At 75.7% G+C, this 22,500-nt stretch carries 20 protein-coding genes; 12 read left to right on the top strand and 8 right to left on the bottom strand.

Going from position 1 to position 22,500, the window contains the following annotated elements; all coding sequences use genetic code 11:
- The first annotated feature begins 33 nt into the window (after nt 1-33).
- Genes O7618_RS09185 through O7618_RS09175 form a run of 3 tightly spaced genes read left to right on the top strand, consistent with a single transcriptional unit; the run spans nt 34 to nt 2,594 of the window.
- Nucleotides 34-1,089 (top strand): LacI family DNA-binding transcriptional regulator, encoded by a 1,056-nt coding sequence (locus O7618_RS09185; RefSeq protein ID WP_278105587.1) that lies wholly within the window; start codon nt 34-36, stop codon nt 1,087-1,089.
- Between the two features lie 55 nt (nt 1,090-1,144).
- Nucleotides 1,145-2,029 carry an arylamine N-acetyltransferase gene (locus tag O7618_RS09180; protein WP_347405412.1) on the top strand — a complete coding sequence of 295 codons (885 nt, stop codon included), beginning with the start codon at nt 1,145-1,147 and terminating at the stop codon, nt 2,027-2,029.
- The gene (locus tag O7618_RS09175; RefSeq protein WP_278105586.1) at nt 2,022-2,594 is read left to right on the top strand and encodes an NAD(P)H-dependent oxidoreductase; all 573 of its coding nucleotides are present in this window, start codon (nt 2,022-2,024) and stop codon (nt 2,592-2,594) included. Before O7618_RS09180 ends, O7618_RS09175 begins: the two co-directional genes overlap by 8 nt.
- A 52-nt stretch (nt 2,595-2,646) precedes the next feature.
- Here O7618_RS09175 and O7618_RS09170 read toward each other — a convergent pair whose 3' ends face one another.
- From O7618_RS09170 to O7618_RS09155, 4 genes are all read right to left on the bottom strand, one after another.
- Nucleotides 2,647-3,657: a hypothetical protein gene (locus O7618_RS09170; protein WP_347405364.1), complete on the bottom strand. Its 1,011-nt coding sequence runs from the start codon at nt 3,655-3,657 to the stop codon at nt 2,647-2,649.
- Between the two features lie 71 nt (nt 3,658-3,728).
- Nucleotides 3,729-4,646, bottom strand: a complete 918-nt coding sequence (locus O7618_RS09165) for a hypothetical protein (RefSeq protein WP_278105585.1) — start codon at nt 4,644-4,646, stop codon at nt 3,729-3,731.
- A 53-nt stretch (nt 4,647-4,699) separates the two neighbouring features.
- Nucleotides 4,700-6,349 (bottom strand): protein kinase, encoded by a 1,650-nt coding sequence (locus O7618_RS09160; protein WP_278105584.1) that lies wholly within the window; start codon nt 6,347-6,349, stop codon nt 4,700-4,702.
- Nucleotides 6,350-6,579: 230 nt separating this feature from the next.
- A complete protein-coding gene (locus O7618_RS09155; protein ID WP_278105583.1) occupies nt 6,580-8,361 on the bottom strand; it encodes a hypothetical protein in 1,782 nt (593 codons plus the stop codon).
- Between the two features lie 253 nt (nt 8,362-8,614).
- Between O7618_RS09155 and O7618_RS09150 the strand changes: the two genes are divergently transcribed.
- The 7 genes from O7618_RS09150 (at nt 8,615) to O7618_RS09120 (ending at nt 17,856) form a co-directional block, all read left to right on the top strand.
- The gene (locus O7618_RS09150; protein WP_278105582.1) at nt 8,615-9,748 is read left to right on the top strand and encodes an N-acetylmuramoyl-L-alanine amidase; all 1,134 of its coding nucleotides are present in this window, start codon (nt 8,615-8,617) and stop codon (nt 9,746-9,748) included.
- Nucleotides 9,749-10,019: 271 nt separating this feature from the next.
- Entirely contained in the window at nt 10,020-13,205 is a 3,186-nt protein-coding gene (locus tag O7618_RS09145; protein WP_278105581.1) for a penicillin acylase family protein, read from the top strand.
- Between the two features lie 93 nt (nt 13,206-13,298).
- Complete coding sequence (dinB, locus tag O7618_RS09140) at nt 13,299-14,486, top strand: DNA polymerase IV (protein WP_278105580.1); 1,188 nt, start codon at nt 13,299-13,301, stop codon at nt 14,484-14,486.
- 101 nt (nt 14,487-14,587) lie between these two features.
- Nucleotides 14,588-15,520 (top strand): hypothetical protein, encoded by a 933-nt coding sequence (locus tag O7618_RS09135; RefSeq protein ID WP_278105579.1) that lies wholly within the window; start codon nt 14,588-14,590, stop codon nt 15,518-15,520.
- Nucleotides 15,517-15,996 carry an ABA4-like family protein gene (locus O7618_RS09130; protein WP_278105578.1) on the top strand — a complete coding sequence of 160 codons (480 nt, stop codon included), beginning with the start codon at nt 15,517-15,519 and terminating at the stop codon, nt 15,994-15,996. Before O7618_RS09135 ends, O7618_RS09130 begins: the two co-directional genes overlap by 4 nt.
- Before the next feature lie 10 nt (nt 15,997-16,006).
- On the top strand, nt 16,007-17,233 hold the full coding sequence (locus O7618_RS09125; protein WP_278105577.1) for a histidine kinase: 1,227 nt from the start codon (nt 16,007-16,009) through the stop codon (nt 17,231-17,233).
- On the top strand, nt 17,230-17,856 hold the full coding sequence (locus tag O7618_RS09120; protein ID WP_278105576.1) for a response regulator transcription factor: 627 nt from the start codon (nt 17,230-17,232) through the stop codon (nt 17,854-17,856). The genes O7618_RS09125 and O7618_RS09120 overlap by 4 nt, the downstream gene beginning before the upstream one ends.
- 3 nt (nt 17,857-17,859) lie before the next feature.
- On the opposite strand, the gene O7618_RS09115 is transcribed toward O7618_RS09120, so the two are convergent.
- From O7618_RS09115 to O7618_RS09100, 4 genes are all read right to left on the bottom strand, one after another.
- Nucleotides 17,860-18,573: an RraA family protein gene (locus O7618_RS09115; RefSeq protein WP_278105575.1), complete on the bottom strand. Its 714-nt coding sequence runs from the start codon at nt 18,571-18,573 to the stop codon at nt 17,860-17,862.
- A 75-nt stretch (nt 18,574-18,648) separates the two neighbouring features.
- Entirely contained in the window at nt 18,649-19,917 is a 1,269-nt protein-coding gene (locus tag O7618_RS09110; RefSeq protein WP_278105574.1) for an FUSC family protein, read from the bottom strand.
- A 60-nt stretch (nt 19,918-19,977) separates the two neighbouring features.
- Complete coding sequence (locus O7618_RS09105) at nt 19,978-20,604, bottom strand: maleylpyruvate isomerase family mycothiol-dependent enzyme (protein ID WP_278105573.1); 627 nt, start codon at nt 20,602-20,604, stop codon at nt 19,978-19,980.
- A gap of 32 nt (nt 20,605-20,636) precedes the next feature.
- Nucleotides 20,637-21,389 carry a dienelactone hydrolase family protein gene (locus O7618_RS09100; RefSeq protein WP_278105572.1) on the bottom strand — a complete coding sequence of 251 codons (753 nt, stop codon included), beginning with the start codon at nt 21,387-21,389 and terminating at the stop codon, nt 20,637-20,639.
- A 241-nt stretch (nt 21,390-21,630) separates the two neighbouring features.
- Between O7618_RS09100 and O7618_RS09095 the strand changes: the two genes are divergently transcribed.
- Nucleotides 21,631-21,987: a hypothetical protein gene (locus tag O7618_RS09095; RefSeq protein WP_278105571.1), complete on the top strand. Its 357-nt coding sequence runs from the start codon at nt 21,631-21,633 to the stop codon at nt 21,985-21,987.
- A 108-nt stretch (nt 21,988-22,095) separates the two neighbouring features.
- On the top strand, nt 22,096-22,494 hold the full coding sequence (locus O7618_RS09090) for a DUF2267 domain-containing protein (RefSeq protein ID WP_278105570.1): 399 nt from the start codon (nt 22,096-22,098) through the stop codon (nt 22,492-22,494).
- Nucleotides 22,495-22,500 lie beyond the last annotated feature (6 nt).

The raw sequence follows: 22,500 nt of genomic DNA, 5'->3' as shown, positions 1-22,500 counted from the left end.
GTCTGTTAATCGATTAACAACGGAGGGCGCGTCATGGGATCCCGAGTGACGTTGCGGTCCGTCGCCGAGGCGGCGGGCGTCTCCACGGCCGCGGTCTCCTACGCCTTCAACCGGCCGCAACGGCTCTCCGCCGAGATGCGGACCCGGATCCTCGCGGTGGCCCGGGACCTCGGCTACGCCGGCCCGAACGCCGCCGCGCGGTCGCTGCGCACCGGGCGGGCCAACGCCGTCGGCGTCGTCCTCACCACCGAACTCGGGTACGCGTTCCGCGACCCCTACGTGCTCGACCTGCTCGGCGGCCTCGCCGAGACGCTCGCGGCGGGCCGGACCAGCTTGTTGCTCATCCCGTTCGCGCCGGTCGTCGCGGGCCTCACCGACGCCCAGGTGGCCGAGTCGCTCGACGCCGTGCACCGCGCCGTGATCGACGGCGCGGTCGCCGACGGGCTCACCGACGCGCACCCGGCCGTCCGGGCGCTCGCCGACCGCTCGCTCCCGCTGGTGCTCTCCGCCGAGTCCACCGCCGCCCGCGCCGTGCTGATCGACGACCGGCAGGCCGGCCGGACGATCGGCGGGCACCTGGTCGACCTCGGTCACCTCGACCTGGCGATGGTCGTCGCCGCGCCGCAACCACCCGGGCGGTACGTCCCCACGGTGGACGAGGCGGCCCTCTACCCGTACTCCCGCGACCGGCTGGCCGGGGTCCGCGACGCCCTGCCCGCCGGCGCCCGCCTGCGGGTCGTCAGCGGGGGCAGCAACGCCACGGCCTCCGGCCACGCGGCCGCCGCGGCGCTGCTCACCGGCGGCGACCGGCCGACGGCGATCGTCGCGGACAGCGACGTGCTCGCCGCCGCCGTGGCCCGCACCGCCGAGGACCGCGGACTCCGGGTCGGACGCGACCTCTCGGTGACCGGCTTCGACGACGTGCCGCTGGCCGCGGCGGCCGGGCTGACCACCATCCGCCAACCGATCGCCGAGAAGGGGCGGCTGATGGCCCGGATGCTGCTCGACCCGGCCGGCACGCCCAACCGGATCACCCTCCCCACCCACCTCGTCGTGCGCGCCAGCACCGGACCGGCGCCGGCGCGCTGAGCAGAGAGGACCGTGACGTGACCCCTCCACCGGCTCCCCGCCCGGGCCCGTCGACCTGGCCGCGCACTGGCCGGTCGACGCGCTGGACCTCGACGCGTACCTGCGTCGCGTCGGCCACCGCGGACCCGTCAGGCGAGACGGCGGGACGCTGCGCGCCCTGCACCGGGCGCACGTCGCCGCGATCACGTTCGAGAACCTGGACGTGATTCTCGGCCGGGGCGTCGACGTCGACCTGCCCCGGGTGCAGGACAAGCTCGTCCGGGCCGGGCGCGGTGGCTACTGCTACGAGCACGGCGTGCTGTTCGGCGCGGTGCTCCAGCGCGTCGGCTTCCGGGTGGACCGGCTGCTCGCCCGCACCGGCGACCCGGCCGAGAGCCCGCGCCCGCGCTCACACCTGGTGCTGCGGGTCGACGACGGCGACCGGGTGTGGCTCGCCGACGTCGGCTTCGGCTCCGGCCTGCTCGAACCGCTGCCGCTGGTCGAGGACGTCCCGCGCCGGCAGGGCCGCTGGGAGTACCGGCTCCGGCGCGGCCCGGACGGCGCGTGGCGGTTGCGGGAACGCGCCACCGCCGACTGGGTCACGCTGCAGACCTTCACCGAGGAACCGCAGTACCCGGTGGACGTCGGGGTCGCCAACCACCACACCGCCACCGATCCGCGCTCGCCCTTCGCCCGGCAGCGCGTCGTGGTCCGCAAGGACGACGAGTCGGTGCGCCGGCTCATCGACCGCGAGTACACGTGGGAGAGCCCCGGCCGTCCCACCCGCTCCCGCACGCTCACCGACGACGAGTACGCCGACGCGCTGGTCGACGAGTTCGTCCTCACCCTGAGCCCGGCCGAGGTCCGGGCGCTGGTGGAGTCGCTGCCCCCGCCCGACGCGGACGCCGCCGTCGCACCGGACCTCGAACTCCGGTCCCCGAGCGGAGGCCACCGTGCCTGAACGGCTCGCCCCCTACGCGCTGGTCGTCATCACCGCCAGCGTCCGGCCCGACCGGATCGGCCCGACGGTGACCCGCTGGCTGCTGCGACGCCTCGACCACCACCCGGCCGCCGAGGTGGACCACGTCGACCTGGCCGACCTCGACCTGCCGGGCGACCTGGCCGGCGGCGGCGACGCCGACGAGTTCACCAAGCGGATCGCCCGGGCGGACGCGTTCGTCGTCGTCACACCCGAGTACAACCACGGCTATCCCGGCCCGTTGAAGACCGCGATCGACACCGCGTACGTCGAGTGGCGGGCCAAGCCCCTGGGCTTCGTCTCGTACGGCGGCGCGTCCGGCGGCCTGCGCGCGGTGGAGCAGTTGCGCGGTGTCCTGGCCGAGCTGCACGTCCCCACCATGCGTACCGGCGTCATGATTCCGGGCGTGCACGCCGCGTTCGACGCGCACGGCGAGTTGCGCCGGCCCGGGCCGGCGGAGGCGGGCCTGGCCGACATGCTGGGCCAGTTGGACTGGTGGGCGGAAACCCTGCGGCGCGGCCGGACCGAGCGCCCCTACCTCGGGTGAGACGCGACCGGGGCGGGATCCGATCGGATCCCGCCCCGGTCGACCGCTCGGTTCAGCGGCGGAACTTGTCCGCGTCCGCCGGCGGGATGACCATGGTCGCCTCGCCGTCCGCGGCCTGCTCGGCCGTCGGCTGGCGCGGCGTGGCCGGCGGGGTGCGCCCGGAGTCGCCGAGCGCCGGGATCACCTGGGTGGTCTCGCCGACGGCCGCCGGGTCGCCGCCGGCCTGGGTCGGCACCACCTGGGTCGGCTCGGCCGAGCCCGCGTACGCCGGCACCGGCTGGGTGCGGTCCGCCTCGCCGTCCGCGGCCACCGGCCGGGCCAGCTCGGCCTCGCGATCCGCGGCGAGCCGGGCCGCCACGTCACGCCGGCCGGCCTGGTAGGCGCGGGCGTGGGTGGCGATGGTCCGGGACTCCTCCTCGGCCCGGGTCAGCCAGTTCTCCCAGCGGCTCTGCATCGGCCGCACCAGACCACCGCCGACACCCACCACCAGGATGCCGCCGACGGTGGCGAGCACCGCGATCAGCACCGGCGTGGTCACCGCGGTGGCGACGCCGATCTGGTTGAGCGCGGCGATCACCCCGAGGCCGAGGATGAACACCGAGGCGAGGTTGGCCAGCACCCGCCCGTAGGAGAGGCCGCCGAGCGCGCTGGAGATGATGTCCTTCACCGCCCGGGCGATGGCCGCGGCCACCACCACGATGACGATCGCGACGAACGCCCGGGGCAGCCAGGCGACCACGCCGGCGATCAGGTCGGAGATCGGGTTGGGGCCCCAGATGCCGAACGCGAGCTGGAGCGTGACCAGCAGCACCGCGTAGTAGGCGAGCTTGGCGACGAGGTCGCTGGCGTCGTACTTCGAGCGGGCCAGCGCGGTCTTGATCCCGCCGCGCTCGACCGCCCGGTCGAAGTGCACCCGTTCCAGGACCTTGTCCACCAACTTCAGCACGGCCTTGGCGATCAGCCAGCCGACGACCAGGATCGCGACGAACGCGACCGCCTTGGGCAGGAAGAGCATCACCGAACGGAACGCGTCGCCCACCGCGTCACCGAAGTTGTCTTTCATCGAAGGGCCTCCACGCACGAAGTCAGGATCGTTGCGGGTGGGCCTACCCTGGCCGGCGCGCGGGGAAACGCTCAGCCGCCGGGGCAGCGGTAGTCGACACGCGTGCCGGCCTGCACCGGCGACGGCTCGACGATGTTGACGGTGGCCGTCCCGGTGGTCGCGCCGACTCCGCTGAACGTCCAGCTGAGGGTGAGCGTGGCGGTCCGCTGCCCGGTGCCGACCCGCTCGGTGAGCAGCGCGCCGGGCGGCGCGTCCGAGCGGAACCACTGGTAGCGGATCGTGCCGGCGCGCCCGTTGGTGCGGACCGTGGCGACCACGTCGACGGTCACGTCGCAGGCCACCCCGGCCGGCCGGGGCACCGCCACCGCGACCTGCTCGACCTCCAGCGGACGTAGCCGCTGCCACAGGTAGAGCCCGACCGTCACCAGCAACGCGGCGGTGAGCAAGGTGGACAGCAGCGAGACGACCCGACGCCAGACCGGGCGCGGCGGGCGCACCGGTGCCGCGACCGGCCACGCCGGGGCCGGCGGCGGCGTGGCCGGCACGCCCGGACCGAAGCGCAGTTCACCGCCGGGCGCGGGCGTCGGCCCGCCGGCCACCGTCGGTTGCCGGTACGCCCCGGCGGTCATCCCCGCTGTCGGGGCGGCCGGTCCGGTCGCGCTCGGGCGGTACGGCGCGGTCGGCTGCTCGCCGGCCGGCCACGGCGCGGCCACGTGCACGGTCGGCTCCACGCCCGCGGGGGCGCCGCCGGAGGACCCGGTCGACGCGCCGAACGGGACGGTCGGCTGCCCCGACGTCGGTCCGAGGTGCACCGTCGGCTCGCCGCGCCACCCGGGCGTGGCCGGCCCGGCGAGGTGCACCGTCGCGTCGGCGTCGGCGTCGGCCGGGGGCCGGGGCGGGACGAGGTGGACGGTGGACTCGTCACCGGCCGGGGCGGTGGGCAGGGCGCGGGTGGGCAGCGCCTCGGTGGGCTCCTCCGGCCGGGTCACGCCGGCCGTCCCCGGTCGGGGCCGCGGTGCGGGGCAGCGGGCACGTCGTCCTCCTAGCCGGGGGTGCAGTAGGTGTAGAGCGTCACGTACGCCGGCCGGGCCGAGGTGGTCGCGTTGCCGGCGGCGTCGACGGCGGTGACCTCGATCGGGATGCGGCTGCTCTGCTTCGGCGCGGCCAGCGGCCCGAGCATGCCGGTGAACACGCCGCGCCCGGCGGCGGTCATCCGGACCGTCCCGGTGACGCCCTCCAGCGTGTAGCGGAACGTGACCTTCAGGGCGGCCGGACCGCTGCGGTCGTCGGTGGCGGTGACGGTGACGGCGCTGCTCTGGACCCCGAACGGGCAGCCCTTCGGTTCGAGCTGACCCGGGTCGACGCCAACGCCGCCGACGACCGGCGCGGTGACGTCGGGCGGGGGCGGCGGCGACGTGCTGCGCGACGGGGTGGGGGCCGGCGTGCCGGTGCGTACCGGCGGCCGGATCGGCGGCCGGGTCGCGTTCGGGGTGGCGGACGGGATGGCCGCCGACGGGCTGGGCAGCGCGGACGGCGTGGGGGAGGCGGTGGGGGTGGCGTCCGGGGTCACGGCGCCCATCGGGTCCGGGGCGGTCGGGGCGACGGGTCCGACGCCGGCCGGCGACGGGCCGCCGGACGCGCCGGCGGCCGGGGTCTCCCGGGCCGCGTAGCTGTACCCGGCGCCGCCGACCAGCACGGCGGTGACCAGCGCGCCGACCGCCAGCAGGGTGCGCTTGCGTCCGCGCCGGAGCAGGCGGCCCCGGCCGGTCGGGGCGCCGAGCGCGGTGCGGGCCACCGCGGTGGCGCCCTCCGCCCGGTCGGGGAACGGCCACAGCGCGGCCAGCAGGGCGGCCCGTCGGGCCAGCTCACCGAGCCCGCGCTCCTCCCATCCGGGGCCGTACCCGGCCCCGGCTACCCGGTCCAGCAGCTCCAGGAAGACCTGGGCCGGTTGCGGCCGTTCCTCGGGGCGCTTGGCCATGCCGAGCCGCAGCAGCTCGTGCACCTCGGCGGGCGCCGGGTCGGTGGGGACCGGCGCGGTGGCGTGCTGCACGCGCAGGGCGAGCAGGTCCGGCCCCGGGTACGGCGGCCGCCCGGTGAGGCACTCGAAGAACGTGGCGGTGGCGGCGTAGATGTCGCAGGCCGGGCCGGCCGGGGCGCCGGTCCACTGCTCCGGCGCCATGTAGCGGGGCGTGCCGGAGACCGTGGTGTCCGAGCCCTGGCCGATCGGCATGGCGATGCCGAAGTCGGCGAGCTTGCTCGCCCCGGCCCCGGTGACGAGGACGTTCTCCGGCTTGTAGTCACGGTGCACCACCCCGTGGGCGTGCGCGGCGGCGAGCCCGGCGAGCGAGCCCTTCAGCACGCAGAGCGCCGCCTCGGGCGTGGTCGGGCCGTGCGCGCGCAGCATCTGCCGCAGCGACACGCCGTCGACCAGCTCCATCACGATGGCCGCGCCGTGCGGCGACTCCACATATTCGTAGAGCCGGCTGACGTGCGGGTCGTCGACCTCGCCGAGCAGCCGGGCCTCGTCGCGGAAGGCGAGGCGGAACGAGGAGTCGGCGCCGAGGTCGCGGACCAGGTACTTGATCGCGACCGAGGTGCCGGTGGCGTCGTGGGTGGCGAGCACGACACTGCCCGACGCTCCGGAGCCGAGCGTACGAACCGGCGTGTAGCCGGACAGCTGCCAGCCGCTCATGCGACGAACCCCACCGCGTTCCAGGGACGGCTGCCGGTTGCCGCCTCGCTGGTCATTCTGGTCGCGCCGGCACGTGCGTCCATCGGCGCAACGGACGCTTCCCCGCGCCGGACGGCGGCCCGGGACCGGCGGTGTCCCGCCGGGCCGGGGCCGGGTGGCGGACGGTCGGTAACGGACACACCGCCACTACAGCAGACCGGCGCAACCTCGGCCGGCAGGGCGCGGCGCGGTCAGGACAGGCGGCGGGCCGGGGCGACGCCCCGGGGTGGCGGGCGGCGCAGCAGCCAGAGCGGGTTGCTCGCGGCCACGACCGCGCCCTCGCGGTCGCGGACCTGGGTGCGCACGTACGCGCCGCCGCCCACCCGCACCGGCAGGTCGTGCCAGCCCGGTCGCATCTGCCGCCACGGCATCCGATCGGTGCGGACCGCCGGGGTCGGGTCCGCCGCACCGGCCAGGTCGACGTCGCCGGTGACCACCTCCAGGGTGGCCCCGGCGGGCAGGTCGGTGGCGCGCAGCCGCACCGGGACGGTGTCGTCGGCGACGGTCGCCACCGCGCCCATGGCGCCGCGGCCGCCGAGTTCCAGGTCCATCACGCCCCGGTAGCCGACCAGGTCGGCGAACCACGCCTGCCCGGCGCGCAGCGCCGCGACCAGGTCGTCGCGGCGGGTGGAGGCGGCCCAGACGGACGTGATCCACCGGTCCCGCCCGGCCCGCCAGTCGGTGCCGTCGTGGTCGTCGGTCACCCCGACGGCGGTCAGCGGGATCGCGTTGCGGGCCGCCACGTCGTACGCCCAGAGGTGGTCCTCGACCGGCGCGCGTCCGATCTCGATCAGGTCGACGCCGAGCGCGTCCCGGTCCACCAGCAGCCGGGCCAGCGAGTCGCGGCGTTCCACGTCCAGCGGGTGGTTCCAGCAGACGACTCCGCCGTGGGCGTGCAGGAACTCCACCATCCGCTCGGTCGCGCCGGGGTCGTTGTCCCGGTAGGGCGGGGACGGGAAGTGGGGCAGCGTGCCGTCGCCGCCGAACCAGTTGAGGTGCCGCACCATCGACACCTCGTACGCCCGGTGGTGGGTGACTCCCGGGTAGGACCCGTCGTAGCCGCGCAGCACCTCGGCGCGCAGCTCCTCGCCGCCCTGCCCGGCGCGGCGGGCCCGGTCGAAGACCAGCCGGTCCACCAGGTACGCGCCGCGCGCGCCGCCGGCGACGGTCACGCCCAGGCGCAGCCCGCGCAGCGAGTTGTCGCCGGCCACCAGTTCCGGCCAGAGTCGCCGGACGTCGGCGAGCAGGTCGAACGCGTGCCGCCGGCGGGCGCCGGTCGGGGCGGGCAGGTCGACGGTGCCGTGCCTGCCGTCGACGCGGTGCCGCACCGTGGTCGCCGCGCCGAGGCGGTAGCGCAGCACCAGTTGACCGGCGGGCCGGCCGGGCCCGGCCGGGTGGTGCGACAGCGCGACCTCGACGGTCAGCGTCGCGTCCGGACCGGCCGATTCGGGCCGCACGTCCAGGTGCAGCGTGGTGTCGGAGATGTTCCCGGTGTGCGTCCAGTTCCACGCCTGGCCCGCGTACCAGTGGGTGCCGGCCCCGGTGGCGGCCAGGCGCAACGCGCGGCCGGGTCCGCCGGCGGCGTCGGGCGCCGCGACGAAGTCGGCGGTGGCCTCGGTGAGCCGTCCCTCGGTGGCCGCCGTCCAGGTCCAGGCCAGCGGGCCCTCGGACTCCCGCGGGCCGTCGAAGCGCACCTCGCGTCGGTGGTCGTGCGCGGCCACCCGGAAGTCGTGGTCGGTCCACCAGAGCACGTCGACGGCGTTGCGGCGGGCCTGGTCGAGGTGGGCGGCGTAGCTCGCGACGCCCTCGCTGAACGACGCGTGCAGGTGCATCGCCATGCTGACCGGCCGGCGTCCACTCGGGACCGGTCGCGGCCGGTCCCGGCCGAGGGCCAGCCCGACCGGTACGCCGATCCCGGCGACCGCCAGTCCACCCGCCGCGGCGAGCACCCCCCGCCGATCCAGTCCCCGCACGTCGCCTCTCCCGCCGTCCCGCCTGCCCCAGCGTAAGCCGACCCCACTCGGTGATCTTGCGGCTACCGCCCCGCACGGGCGATACGCCCCTTACGTCGGGGCGGCAAGCGCAAGATCACCGAGTGGGGCGAGCGGGACGGTGGCATTTGTCCTCTGGCGCGCGGCGCCGGAGTGGCAATATTCTTCGGGTCGCGCGCTGCATTTGGAGTTCCTTTACATAGCCCGACGTCGGTCGGGTCATCGAGGAGATGCCATGCACTTCGACCACTCCGAGCTGGACCGCCGCACACTGCTGCGGGCCGGCCTCGGCGCCGCCACCGTCGCGGTCGTCGGGACCGAGCTCGCGCTCCCGGCCACCGCGCACGCCGCGCCGGGCGCGGACCTCGACTGGATCATCAGCTGCGACGAGTGGGCCGCCCGGCCGCCGTCCGGCGCGCTGTCGGTCAGCGCGATCCCGACCAACAAGATCATCCTGCACCACATGGCGTTCCCGAACGTCACCGACCACTCCGAGGAACACGCCAAGCAGTTGGCCCGCGACTGCCAGGACCTGCACATGGACGGCAACGGCTGGTCGGACACCGGGCAGCACTTCACGGTCAGCCGGGGCGGCCACGTCCTGGAGGGACGGCACGGCAGCCTGGAGCGGCTGGAGGCCGGCGACCGACAGATGATCGCCGCGCACTGCCCGGGCGAGAACGGCCGGGCGATCGGCATCGAGAACGAGGGCACCTACGTCACCGAGGCGCCGCCGGAGGAGCTGCTCGACGGGCTGGTGCGGCTCTGCACCGCGGTCTGCCGGCAGTACGGGCTGCACGCGCACGACATCTTCGGCCACTGGGACTTCCGGGAGACCCAGTGCCCGGGCGCGACGTTCTACCGGGAGTTCCCGGCGGTGCGGCGCCGGGTGTTCCGGAAGCTGGGCACCCGCCTGGGCGACGTGCCGGCGCGCCGCTGGCCGGACATCTGGCGCTTCGTCGGCGGCCCGGTGGTCCGGGTCGCGCAGTACCTGCTCACGTTCCGCGGCTACGCCGTGCCGGTCACCGGCGTGTTCGACGCGGCCACCGTCGCGGCGGTGCAGGACTGGCAGGCCCGCAACGGCATCCCGGTCGACGTGGACGCCACCCTGACGGCGCCCACCTGGGAGACGCTCGCCCCGGAGCTGGACCAGCGCGACACCGGCGTGCCGGTGGTAGCGGCGCAGTTCATGCTCGCCGCCAAGGGCTGGGCGGAGGTCACCCCGACCGGGGAGTACGACCACCCGACCCGGACCGCGGTGAAGGACCTGCAACGCCTGCACGGCCTGCCGCCCACCGGCAAGCTCAGCACCACCACCTGGTGCGCCCTGGTGGGGGGCGTGGTGCGCCAGTCGTTCCACAAGCGCTGACGGCGCACCGGCTCCGGACCGACGACGGGGGGTGGCAACGGCGCCACCCCCCGTCGTCATGTCCACGGTCGACGGACTGGGCGAAACGTCGGCATTCACGACTGATGAACGACGGCTATCCCGAGCGACGGTTCGACGCCGATCATTGCCCCGAGATAGATATGAGTCATTCTCACCTCCGGGTGGAACGCCCGGGCGCGGAGGGCGAGACGTCGGCACCGACCCGCCGGGCGTACCGAAGGCCCGACTCCGCGTCCCCGGAGGAATCGCCATGCCCCGTCGCCCACTCCGCGCCCGGCTCGCGGCGTTCACCGCCGCCGCCCTGACCGCGAGCGTGCTGACCGTCACCCCGCCGACACCGGCGCTCGCGGCCAGCACCTTCGCCCCGAACGACTACTGCCTCGGCCAGTGCGCCGACATCCTGCCGCCCGGGCAGAACGGCAACGCCACGCTCGTCGCGATCCTGGCCCACCAGACGCTCGGCACCCGCCCGGCGCACTCCAGCGACCAGCTCGACGAGTACGCGAACCTGGTCTACAACTACGCCGGACTGACCGACGAGCAGATCGCCCGGTTCTACAACGACTCCTCGTTCGGCGTGCCCGCCGCGCAGGTCGAGAGCACCGTCTCGCCGCGCTCGGACGTCACCATCGTGCGGGACAGGGCCACCGGCGTCCCGCACGTCACCGGCACCACCCGCGGCGGCACGATGTTCGGCGCCGGCTACGCCGGGGCCCAGGACCGGCTCTGGGTGATGGATCTGCTGCGCCACGTCGGCCGCGGCAACGTCACCTCGTTCGCCGGCGGCGCCCCCGGCAACCGGGAGCTGGAGCAGAGCGTCTGGGCCAACTCGCCCTACACCGAGGCGGACCTCCAGGCCCAGGTGGATGCGCTGCGCACCAAGGGCGCCCGGGGCCAGCAGCTCTACGCCGACGTGGTCGACTACATCGCCGGCATCAACGCCTACATCGACAAGTCGATCGCCGACGACAACTACCCGGGCGAGTACGTGCTCGCCGGCGCCGGCAAGCCGAAGCACTTCACCATGACCGACCTGATCGCCACCGCCGGCGTGATCGGCGGCCTGTTCGGCGGCGGCGGTGGCAGCGAGATCCAGTCCGCGCTGGTCCGGGTCGCCGCCCGGGCCAAGTACGGCGCCACCGAGGGCGACCGGGTGTGGGCGGCGTTCCGCTCCCAGAACGACCCGGAGACCGTGCTCACGCTGCACGACGGGCAGAGCTTCCCGTACGGCGCGACGCCACCCGGCGCGACCAGCGCGGTGCTGCCCGATGCCGGCTCGGTGGTCGCCGAGCCGCTCGCCTACGACGCCACCCGCGGCGCCGCCTCCCGCACCGGCGCCAGCAAGGCCACCAAGGAGTTGCTCGGCGGCCTGTCCAACCTGCGCGCGCACGGCATGTCCAACGCCGTGGTCGTCTCCGGCCGGCACACCACCACCGGCAACCCGGTGGCCGTGTTCGGGCCGCAGACCGGCTACTTCGCCCCGCAACTGCTGATGCTCCAGGAGTTGCAGGGGCCGGGGATCAGCGCGCGCGGCGCGGCGTTCGCCGGGCTCAACCTCTACGTGCTGCTCGGCCGCGGGCAGGACTACGCGTGGAGCGCCACCTCCGCCTCGCAGGACCTGACCGACACGTACGCGGTGCCGCTGTGCACCACCGACGGCAGCGCGCCGACGCTGCGCACCAACCGCTACCTCTACCACGGGCAGTGCCTCGCCATGGAGGCGCTGGAGCAGCGCAACTCCTGGTCGCCGACGCTCGCCGACTCCACCCCGGCCGGCTCCTACACGCTCCGCGCGCTGCGCACGAAGTACGGGCTGGTCTCCTACCGGGGGCTGGTGAACGGTCAGCCGACCGCGTTCACCAAGCTGCGCTCCACCTACCGGCACGAGGCGGACTCGGCGATCGGCTTCCAGGCGTTCAACGACCCGTCGGCGATGGGCAGCGCGGCCGCGTTCCAGGCGTCCGCGGGCAGCGTCGGCTACGCGTTCAACTGGTTCTACGTCAACTCGACCGAGGCGGCCTACTACAACTCCGGCGCGAACCCGGTGCGGTCGTCGGCCACCGACCCGAACCTGCCGGCGAAGGCCGAGCCGGCGTACGAGTGGGCCGGGTGGAACCCGGACACCAACGACGCCAGCTACGCGCCGGCGTCGGCGCACCCGCAGTCGGTCAACCAGGGCTACTACGTGAGCTGGAACAACAAGCAGGCGCGCGACTTCTCCGCGGCGGACGGCAACTTCAGCTTCGGCTCCGTACACCGGGGTCAGTTGCTCGACGGCCCGGTGCGCGCCGCGATCGCCCAGCGCAAGCTCGGCCGCGCCGACGTCGTGAAGATCATGGCGGACGCGGCGGTGACCGACCTGCGCGGCCAGCAGGTCCTCGGCGACCTGCTGCGGGTGCTGGACAGCGCCCCGGTCACCGACCCGGCGCTCGCCGACGCGGTGACCAAGCTGCGGGCCTGGCAGCAGGCCGGTTCCCGGCGGGTGGAGACGTCCCCGGGATCGAAGGTCTACCAGCACGCCGACGCGATCCGGATCTTCGACGCCTGGTGGCCGCTGCTCGCCTCGGCGGAGTTCCGCCCCGGCCTCGGGCCGGACCTCTACGCCGCGCTCGTCGACGCGATCGAGGTCAACGAGGCGCCGTCGGGCGGGCAGAACGGCGGTCGCGACGGCGCGGTGAGCTGGGCCCTGGCGGGCCAGGCGCACAAGGGCTCGTCGTTCCAGTACGGCTGGTGGGGCTACGTCGACAAGGACGTGCGCACCGTGCTCGGCGACCCGGTGGCCGGCGGGCTGGGGCGCGCGTACTGCGGCAACGGCAGCCTCGGCGCCTGCCGGACGGCGCTGCTCGACGCGCTCGGGCAGGCCGCCGCGGTGCCGGCGACCACCGTCTACCCGGGTGACAAGTCCTGCGGCGCCGGCGACCAGTGGTGCGCCGACTCGATCGCCCAGTCCGGGCTCGGCGGCATCACCCATCCGCTGATCGCCTGGCAGAACCGGCCCACCTACCAGCAGGTGGTGTCGTTCCCGGCGCGCCGGGGCGACGACGTCACGAACCTGGCCCAGGGTCGCCCGGCCGCCGCGTCGAGCACCCAGTTCCTCACCAGCTACACCCCGGACAAGGCGGTCGACGGCAGCCTGGGCAGCCGGTGGGCCAGCAGCTACCACGACAACCAGTGGCTGCGGGTCGACCTCGGGGCGGCCCGCACGGTCAGTCGGGCGGTGCTGCGCTGGGAGGCCGCGTACGCGACGTCGTACCGGATCGAGGTCTCCGGCGACGGCAGCTCCTGGACGCCGGTGTTCGCCACCACCACCGGCAACGGCGGCGTCGACAACGCCACCTTCGCCCCGGTCAGCGCCCGCTACGTGCGGGTGTACGGGGTCAAGCGGGCCACCTCGTACGGCTTCTCGCTCTACGAGTTCGAGGTCTACGGACGGTGACGCGGGCGGCCGGCCGGCGGGTCCTCCCGCCGTCCGGCCCTCGTCCGGGCAGGTCACCCAGCGCCATTCGAACAGGTGTGCGAAGATGGCCGGGTGTCGGACGAGGCCACCATCCTGCACGCCGACCTGGACGCGTTCTACGCCTCCGTCGAGCAACGCGACGACCCCCGGCTGCGCGGGCGGCCGGTGATCGTCGGCGGCGGCGTGGTGCTGGCGTGCAGCTACGAGGCGAAGGCCCGGGGTGTGCGCAGCGCCATGGGCGGGCGGCAGGCCCGGCGGCTCTGCCCGGAGGCGATCGTGGTGCCGCCCCGGATGGCCGCCTACACGGCGGCGAGCCGCGCGGTGTTCGAGATCTTCCGGCACACCACCCCGCTGGTCGAGGGGCTCAGCATCGACGAGGCGTTCCTCGACGTGGGCGGGCTGCGGCGGCTCGTCGGGCCGCCGGCCGGCATCGCGGCGACGCTGCGCGAGCGGGTCCGCCGGGAGGTCGGCCTGCCGATCACGGTCGGCGTGGCCCGCACCAAGTTCCTCGCCAAGGTGGCGAGCGGGGTGGCCAAGCCGGACGGGCTGCTCGTCGTCGAGCCCGATCGGGAGCTGGCCTTCCTGCACCCGCTGCCGGTGGAGCGGCTGTGGGGCGTCGGCCCGGTCACCGCCGGCCGGCTGCGCGAGCACGGCCTGCGTACGGTCGGCCAGGTGGCCCGGCTCGACGAGCCCACCCTGGTGTCGCTGCTCGGCGCCGGCGCCGGCCGGCACCTGCACGCCCTCGCCGACAACCGTGACCCCCGCGCCGTGCAGGTGGGCCGCCGCCGTTCCTCGATGGGCGCGCAACACGCGCTGGGCCGCGAGCCGCACTCCCCCGCCGGGCTGGACGCGGTGCTGGCCGGGCTGGTCGACCGGGTGGCCGGGCGGATGCGCGACGCCCGGCGCACCGGCCGCACGGTGACGCTGCGACTGCGCTTCGCCGACTACACCCGGGCCACCCGCTCGCGCACCCTGGACAAGCCGACCGCGCAGACCGCGCCCTTGCGCGCCGCCGCCCAGGCGCTGCTGCGCGCGGCGCTGCCGCAGATCGAGCGGCGCGGCGTCACCCTGTTGGGCGTGTCGGTGGGCAACCTGGACGACGGGCACACCCAGCTCACGCTGCCGTTCACCGCCGACCCGGGGCCGGCGCTGGACGCCGCGCTCGACGCCGTGCGGGACCGCTTCGGCTCGCGGGCGGTGACCCGGGGCGTGCTGCTCGGCCGCGATCCCGGCGTGGAGATGCCCCGGCTGCCCGACTGAGCGTCTCCTCCCCCGGTAGGAGACGCGGCTCGGACCACCGGCCGTGACCGCGGCTTCCGGTCGGGCGCGACCGGCCCGGCCGGTCGCGAGCATCTACAGGCATGACTACCGTGTGGAACCGGGCGGCCGGCTGGCACCGCCCCCTGATGCTCCTCGTGGCCGCGATGGCGGTGCTCACCGTCGTCGCCGCGGTCGGGGTCGTGGCCGACCCCCGGGTGCTCACCGGCGCGCCCGCCTGGCTCAAGCCGCTGAAGTTCGCGATCTCGTTCACCGTCTACGGGGTGACACTCGCCTGGATGCTGTCCCTGCTGCCGGCACGCAGCCGGGCGGCGGAACGGGCGGCCACGGTGATCGTGGCGGTGTCGGTGGTGGAGATGGTCGTCATCGTCGGCCAGGTGGTCCGCGGCACCACCAGCCACTTCAACGGCACCACGGAACTGGACGCGGCGCTGTTCGACGTGATGGGCGCGGCGATCATGGTGCTCTTCCTGGCCCAGGTCGTGCTCGCGGTGGTGCTGCTGCGCCGGCGCACACCGGACCGGGCCGGCGGGTACGCGGTGCGACTCGGCCTCGGTGTCTCGCTGCTCGGCATGCTCGTCGCGGTCCCGATGGTGGCGCAGCGGCCGGCCGGCGCCCCGGCCGGGATCACCGGCGCGCACAGCGTCGGCGTGCCGGACGGCGGGCCGGGGCTGCCGCTGGTCGGCTGGAGCACCACCGGCGGTGACCTGCGCGTCGGTCACTTCGTCGGGCTGCACGCGTTGCAGGCGTTGCCGCTGCTGGCGATCCTGCTGGACCGGTTCCTCGGCACCGGGCTGGACGAGGTGACCCGGGCCCGGCTGGTGCTGGTCGGCGGCGCCGCGTACGCCGGGTTGACGCTGCTGCTCACCTGGCAGGCGCTGCGCGGGCAGCCGCTGTCCCGCCCGGACGGGCTCACCCTGGCGACGGCGGCGGCGTTGGCGCTCGCCACCGTGACCGCCGCCGGTCTCGTGGTGACCCGCCGCACCCGCCGCCCGGCGATGGCGCTGGCCGGATGAGCGGCGCGCTGTTCGGCCTGACGTTCGCCCTCGCCGCCCCGTTCTGGGCGCTGATGATCCTGGCTCCGCGCTGGTCGTGGACCACCCGGATCGTCCGCTCCCCGCTCGACGTGGCGCCGGTCCTGCTGGTGTACGCGCTGCTGGTGCTGCCGGCGCTCGGCACCGTGCTGCCGGTGGTCACCGCGCCCACGCTGGACGGCCTGCGCGACCTGCTCGGCACCGCCGACGGCGCGGCGGCGGCCTGGGCCCACATGATCGGGTTCGACCTGTTCGTCGGGCGCTGGATCTTCTCCGACGCCCGGGAAAGGGGCGTTCCGGCCCTGCTCACCGCCCCGGTGCTGGTACTCACCATCCTGCTCGGCCCGCTCGGCCTGGCCGTCCACCTGGCACTGCGGTCCCGATGGCGGCCGGCGGTCGCGACGTCGGCCGCCGGCGGCGGGACCGGCGCGGTGGCCCCTGCCGCGCCGGTTGCCTAGGCTGGCGGCCGTGGGCTGGGTGGGTCGGCTGTTCGACGCGCGGGACACGCTCGCGCGGATGCTGCTGCTGGACCTCAGCGGCGTCGGCTACCTGGTCGTCGGGGCGCACGGCCGGCCCGACCCGACGCCGACGCAGTGGCTGCTCGCGCTCGCCGCGTTCGCGGTGGCGCTGCTCTGCCACCGCCGCCCGAAGCTGAACCTGCTGCTCCAGTCGGCCCTGCTGGTGGCGGCGTTCCGGCTGGTCGACGATGTGACGATCAACCAGGTCGGCGCGAGCTGGGCGCTGCTGGAGCTGACCATGCGGGCCCCTCGGCCCCGCACGTTCTGGCTGGCCGCCGCCCTGCTCGCCGCCGTCGACCTGACCGACCTGGTCGGCGATCCGATCCGGCGGGTGATCACCGGCGTGTTCGGGCTGGCCGTCACCGTCGGTCTGCCGCTGCTGCTCGGGCTGGTCGTGCGGACCACCCGGGAGCTGGGCCGGCAGGCCGAGGAGCGGGCCGCGGCCGAGCAGCGCCGGCGCGAGTCGGAGAGCCGGGCCGCCCGCGCCGACGAGCGCGGCGCCATCGCCCGCGAACTGCACGACGTGCTCGCCCACCACGTCGCGTCGATGGTGCTGCGGGTGGGGGTGGCCCGACACGTGCTGCCGGACCTCGACCCCCGGGTGGGTGAGGTCTTCGACGACGTGCACACCACCGGCACGGCGGCGCTGACCGACCTGCGCCGGCTGGTGGCGGTGCTGCGCGACCCGGACGGCGTCCGCGGCGACGCGGCGCTGACGGTCATCGAACCGGCGGCGCTGCCGGCGGCGCTCGACGCGGCGGTGGACCGGGCCCGGCAGGCCGGCGTCGTGGTGGAGGCCGACGTGGACGCGGTCGTCGGCACGCTGGACGCGGTCCGCGGCCAGGCGGTGCTACGGCTGACCCAGGAGGCGTTGACGAACGTGGCGAAGCACGCGGGGGCGGCGGCCCGGGCCCGGTTGACCGTGTCGATGGTGGACGGCGCCGTGCACTGGGCGGTGTCCGACGACGGGCACGGCGCCGCGCCGGCCGGCGTGCCGTCCGGCGGCGGCCACGGACTGGTCGGGATGCGGGAACGGGTGGAGGTGCTCGGCGGGCGGCTGGAGGCCGGGCCGACCGGGGCCGGCTGGCGGGTGCGCACCGTGCTGCCGCCGGCCGGGCCGGAGCGGCCCACCGCCGGGGCGCCGCTGCCCCGGTCGGCCGCGCCGGAGTCGGCGTGATCCGGGTGCTGCTGGTCGACGACCAGCACCTCATCCGCGCCGGGTTGCGCATGCTCTGCGACGCCCAGCCCGACCTGGAGGTCGTCGGCGAGGCCGACAACGGCCGCGACGCGGTGACCCTGGCCGCCCGACTGCGCCCGGACGTGGTGGTGATGGACCTGCGGATGCCCGGCGTCGACGGGATCAGCGCGACCAGCCGGATCCTCGCCGACCGGCCGGCCACCCGGATCATGGTGCTCACCACCTTCGGCGACGACGACCACCTCTACCCGGCGCTGACCGCGGGCGCCTGCGGCTTCCTGCTCAAGGACGCGCCACCGGCCGACCTGCTCGACGGCGTGCGCCGGGCCGCCGCCGGGGACAGCCCGTTCAGCCCGGAGGTGCTGCGCCGACTGGTCCAGCGGGCGGTGCACGCCCGGACCGACGCGCCGCGGCGCGCGGCCGAGCTGACCGCCCGCGAGCGGGACGTGCTGGCGCTGGTGGCGGAGGGGCTGTCCAACACCGAGATCGCCGAACGCCTGCACATCGGCGTGACCACGGTGAAGACCCACATCACCAGCCTGATGACCAAGACCGCGAGCCCCAACCGGGTGCGCCTGGCGTTGTGGGCGCGCGGCGGCTGAGCCTCACTCCTCAATCGCGGCGCCCACCGCGCGCAGGTGCGCCCGGAACGTCAGCGTCGGGTCCGCCGCCCGGGCGGCCAGGTAGTCGCCGAACCGGAGTTGCGCGCGCAGCGACTTGCCGGCGGCGATCCGGTCGGCCTGCCGGCGCTCGGCGCCCCGGATGGACCCGGCCAGGTCGGCCAGCTCGCCGGCCCGCTCGGCGGGCACGAACAGCACGCCGTCGTCGTCGGCCAGCACCACGTCGCCCGCGTCGACGGTCCACTCGCCGACCCGCGCCGAGTCCAACGCCCCGGCCGGCACCGGGTCCAGCTCCAGCGGACCGGTCGGGGTGACGCCGGCGCTGAACACCGGCAGCCCGACCGCCGCCAGGTCGAGGGTGTCCCGGTGCGCGCCCCACACCACCAGACCGGCCAGCCCGGCCGCCCGCGCCTCCCGCACGACGAGGTCGCCGACGCAGGCCCGGTCGGTGCGCCCGCCGTCGTCGACCACCAGCACGTCGCCCGGCGACGCCCGGTCGATCGCCTCCAGGAAGACGTCGACGCTGCCGGCGTGCCGGGCCGGCCGGACCCGACCGGTGAGCCGCCGCCCGGCCAGCACCGGGCGCACGGCGGCCGGGGCGCACCGGACCGGCACGCCGGCCCGCAGGCAGGCGTCGGCCACGTGGGCGGTGGTCAGCGCGGCGAACCGCGCGGCCGGGGCACGGTGATCGGTGTCCATGGACCGACGCTAACCGGACGCACCGGCCGGGGCAGGTGCCAGTCCGCGCACGGTGGCTCGATGAGCGGTCGCGCGTCAGCCGGACGCGACAGACCGGACCGGCCGCCGGCCACCTGCCCGCCGCCGCGCCGGCCGTCGCATCCGGGCTCGGACCGGCGGACGGACCGCCGCCTCACCGGCGCCGGCGCACCGGCGGACGGCGCGGTTCGCCTCGTCCGGCGGGCAGCCGGTGGCACGGAGCAGCTCGCTGTCCGCCGTGCGCAGGTCGCTGATCATCGCCTCGCCGAAGGCGCGCACGCCCTGCCCCCACGCCCGGCCGGCCAACTCGGCGCCCTCCGTGGCCAACCTGCGGGCGCCGGTCAGGTCGGCGCCGATCCGGCATGCCCGGTGCAGCTCCCGGACCGCGTCGCCGAGACGCGCCGTGGCCTCGGGCAGCGCGGGCGGGATCGGCTCGTCGTACTGCAGCGCGGTGGCGGAGCGGCGGGCCACCGACCGGGCGTAGAGAATGAGACGCTCCAGGTGCTGGACGGCCTCGGCGAAGCGGTGGTACTCGGCCCGGCGGTGCCAGCGGACCGGCGCGATGGTGACGACCTCCTCGGCCCCGCTCAGTGCCTCGTTGAGCCGCCCGACGTCGGGCTCCAGCCCGCGCAGGTCCTCCAGGGCGCGTTGCGCGGCGTCGGCGTCGCGTCGGGCCAGGGCTCGCGCGGTGGCGTCGAGTTGGGCGGTGAGCCAGGTGACCACCGGAGCGGCCGCACGGTCCAGCACCCGCATCGGGTTGACCGGCAGCAGCAGCGCCACCACGAACAGGCCGACCAGGCCGCCGACCAGCGCGTCGAAGATCCGGGGCAGCTCCAGTCCGGGCTGGACCGGGGCGAGCGTGGCGATCAGCACCGCCGTACCGCCGGCCTGGCCGACCAGCGCGCCGCCGCGCCCGGCCACCACCAATGCGGTGGCGATGGCCAGGCCGACCACCAGGCCGGTCTGCCAGGCGCCGGAGCCGAGCAGGTCACGCAGCAGGTCACCGACGACGATGCCGAGGCCGACACCGACCAGCAGTTCCAGCGTGCGCCGGGCGCGTTGACCGATCGCGGTGGCGATGGTGCCGACCGCGGCGGCCGGCGCGAAGACGTGCGCGCCCGGACCGAGCAGCCACTGGGCGAGCATCGCCGCGAGCGCGGCGGCCAGCCCGGCCTGCGCGGCGATCATCAGGGTGACCTCGAGCTGGCGTGCCCGGAGTCGACCGGCCGCCCCGCTCCTGCTGCGGGCCGCCGAGAACGCCTGCCGGCCCTGCACGGCGGCCCGGTCCAGCGGTGAGCGCACGGTGTCGGCGCGGCGCTCGGGCATGGCGGCGGTTACCCGTCGCCGACCCGGCGAATCATCCCGGCCGACCCCGGCGGCGCCGGGTCAGCGGGCGGCCAGCGTCGCCACCCCCTCGCCGGTGAGGTCGGCCAGCGCCGCGCGGCGGCCGGTCAGCGCGAGCAGCAGCGCCGCGCCCGGGCCGCGCACCACCGGCCCGTCCCCGGCCGACCAGCCCAGGTCGGTGGCCTCGAAACGCAGCCCGGCGACGCGTCGACGGTCGACGAACCCGACCGCCCGGCCGCCGGTGAGGAAGTCCAGCGAGATGCGCAGCCGGTCCGGGTCCAGGTCGGCGGGGAGGCCGAGCGGACGACGGATGTCCTGCCCGTGCACCTGCAGGTCGGTGAGCTGGCCGGGCCAGCCGACCACGGGCGGGCGGAAGCGGTGCTCGGCGTGCTCGCGCAGCGCGGCGGCCAGCTCGCCCGGTGGCCGCCGGGCGACCCGCCGGGCCAGCCGCGCGTTCGCCACGTGCGGCCGGAAACCGGCGCCCACCAGCAGCGGCAACAGCCGCCACGGCGGTTCGACAAGCGGCGAGACCAGGTGCCCGGCGACCTCGCGCACGGTCCACGCGCCGCAGAGGCTCGGCGTGTCCAGTTGGGCCGGGGTGAGCGAGTCGATCAGGTCGGCCGTGCGGCGGCGCTCGGCGGCGATCATCGGCAGCAGGTGGGCGTCCACCGCACCATTGTGGCCGGGCCGGGCCGTCCGGGTCAGCCCCGGAACGTGCGCTCCAGCAGATCGAACAGCGCCACCCAGTGCCGCTCGGTGGCCCGCTCGTCGTACATCGGGGTGTCCGCCTGGGTGTAGCCGTGGTGGGCGCCCGGATAGACCTCCGAGCGGTAGGTGACGCCGGCCGCGTCCAGCGCCTTCTCCAGCTCGGCGATCTGCTCGGCGGTCATCGACGCGTCCTGGTCGGCGTGGCCGAAGTAGAGCTCGCCGGTCACCGCGCCGACACCGAGGTGCGGGCTGTCGGGCGCGTCGGTGACCACCCGCCCGGCGTGGAAGGCCGCCACCGCGGCGATCCGGTCCGGGTGGGCCTCGATCGCCCGCAGCGCGTTCGTGCCGCCCATGCAGTAGCCGGTGATCGCGGCCGGTCCGGGCGCGACGTCCGGCTGGGCGGCGAGGAAGTCCAGGTAGGCAGCGGCGTCGCGGGCCACCGTGTCCGGCGTCAGCGCGGCGATCATGGGCCCGACCTGCGCGAACAGCTCGGCGCGCCGGCTGTCGTCGGCCAGGGCCGACATGTCGACCGGCCGGGTGCGGCCGGCGCGGTGGAAGAGGTTGGGCGCCAGCACGACGTATCCGCGGCCGGCGATCGTCTCGGCCATCTCGGCGATCCGTGGCCGCAGCCCGAACGCGTCCATGAAGAGCAGGACCCCCGGGAACGGCCCGCCGGATTCGGGCCGGGCCAGGTAGGCGTCGGCCGTTCCGTCGGGGGTGGGCACGTCCACGTTCGTCGACTGCACTGGCCGGACCTCCTCGTTGCGGGTTCCGCGTCGCACGCTACCCGCGGCCGTGTCGCCCGGCACGTCGGGTGCGCCGGGACTGGCCCACGGCGCACCCGACGGGCCGGGTCCGTCAGCAGCCCGGGTAACCGACGCCTCGACGGGTGACCGCGCGTCCGCAGCAGACCGGGCGTACGGCGTAGCGCGTGCCCTGCCGATCCACGGTCTTTCCTCCCGGACCCGGGTGGGGCATCCTGGATCGATGGGAGAGGTGCGACCGCTGCCCGAGTTCGGTGACCTGTTCGGTGACCTACGCGGCGAGGACCGCACGCTGCGGGTCAGCTACCATCCCGACCGCGGCGCCGTGGTCCTCTCGCTCTGGACGGGCCCCCGGTGTCGTGGCTCGTTCCGCCTGGCCGCGACGGACCTCGACCGGTTCCTGGCCCTGCTCACCGTCGTGCGGAACGACGCCGACCGGGATTCCACCGGCGCGGCGGTCGTGGTGGACGCGCCGACGGACCCGGCCGTCGAACGGACCGGGCAGATCGCTCTGGAACGGACCGGGCAGATCGACGCCACCGCGCACCGAGTGACGTGGCCGGTGCCCCGGGTCGCCTGAGCCACCGTCCCGGGCCGCCGACCGACACCTCGGCCCGACACCGCCCGGCAGCCGTTTGCGGCGGCCGAGCGCGGGAATCCCGCTCTCCCGGCAGAGGGAGGCGGCGAGATGGACCAGGACCAGTTCGTCGGCGCGGTGGCCAGGCGCTGCGGCGCGTCGGCGGAGCAGGCCACCGCGGTCACCCGGGCCACGCTGACCACGCTGGCCGAGCGGATCGACGGCGGCGAGGCCCGCGACCTGGCCGACCGGCTCCCGGAGGCGCTGCGGGCGTACGCGTTCGGCCCGGCCGAGGCGGCCGAGACGTTCGGGCTCGACGAGTTCGTGTCGCGGGTCGGCGGGCGCGCGGACGTCGACGCCGAGGCGGCCCGCGACGGGGTGGTCGCGGTCTTCGACGTGCTGCGCGACGCCGTCGACCCGGCCGCGTACGCGCAGGCCGTGGCCCAGCTCCCGGCCGAGTACGGCGACGTGGTCGACCAGAGCGCGCCGTTTGTGCGGCGCCCGGCGTGAGGGCGT

Origin of the sequence: Micromonospora sp. WMMD980 (assembly GCF_029626035.1) — a bacterium.
In the GTDB taxonomy this organism is placed as follows: domain Bacteria; phylum Actinomycetota; class Actinomycetes; order Mycobacteriales; family Micromonosporaceae; genus Micromonospora.
Note: the sequence above shows the minus strand (reverse complement) of the source record. Positions and strands in the feature narration are given on the sequence as shown.

Coding starts and splice junctions, on each gene's coding strand:
- O7618_RS09115 (WP_278105575.1), bottom strand. CDS start 18,573: ATGGACACCGATCACCGTGCCCCGGCCGCGCGGTTCGCCGCGCTGACC.
- O7618_RS09160 (WP_278105584.1), bottom strand. CDS start 6,349: ATGAGCGGCTGGCAGCTGTCCGGCTACACGCCGGTTCGTACGCTCGGC.
- O7618_RS09185 (WP_278105587.1), top strand. CDS start 34: ATGGGATCCCGAGTGACGTTGCGGTCCGTCGCCGAGGCGGCGGGCGTC.
- O7618_RS09095 (WP_278105571.1), top strand. CDS start 21,631: ATGGGAGAGGTGCGACCGCTGCCCGAGTTCGGTGACCTGTTCGGTGAC.
- O7618_RS09090 (WP_278105570.1), top strand. CDS start 22,096: ATGGACCAGGACCAGTTCGTCGGCGCGGTGGCCAGGCGCTGCGGCGCG.
- O7618_RS09135 (WP_278105579.1), top strand. CDS start 14,588: ATGACTACCGTGTGGAACCGGGCGGCCGGCTGGCACCGCCCCCTGATG.
- O7618_RS09130 (WP_278105578.1), top strand. CDS start 15,517: ATGAGCGGCGCGCTGTTCGGCCTGACGTTCGCCCTCGCCGCCCCGTTC.
- O7618_RS09110 (WP_278105574.1), bottom strand. CDS start 19,917: ATGCCCGAGCGCCGCGCCGACACCGTGCGCTCACCGCTGGACCGGGCC.
- O7618_RS09150 (WP_278105582.1), top strand. CDS start 8,615: ATGCACTTCGACCACTCCGAGCTGGACCGCCGCACACTGCTGCGGGCC.
- O7618_RS09145 (WP_278105581.1), top strand. CDS start 10,020: ATGCCCCGTCGCCCACTCCGCGCCCGGCTCGCGGCGTTCACCGCCGCC.
- O7618_RS09170 (WP_347405364.1), bottom strand. CDS start 3,657: ATGAAAGACAACTTCGGTGACGCGGTGGGCGACGCGTTCCGTTCGGTG.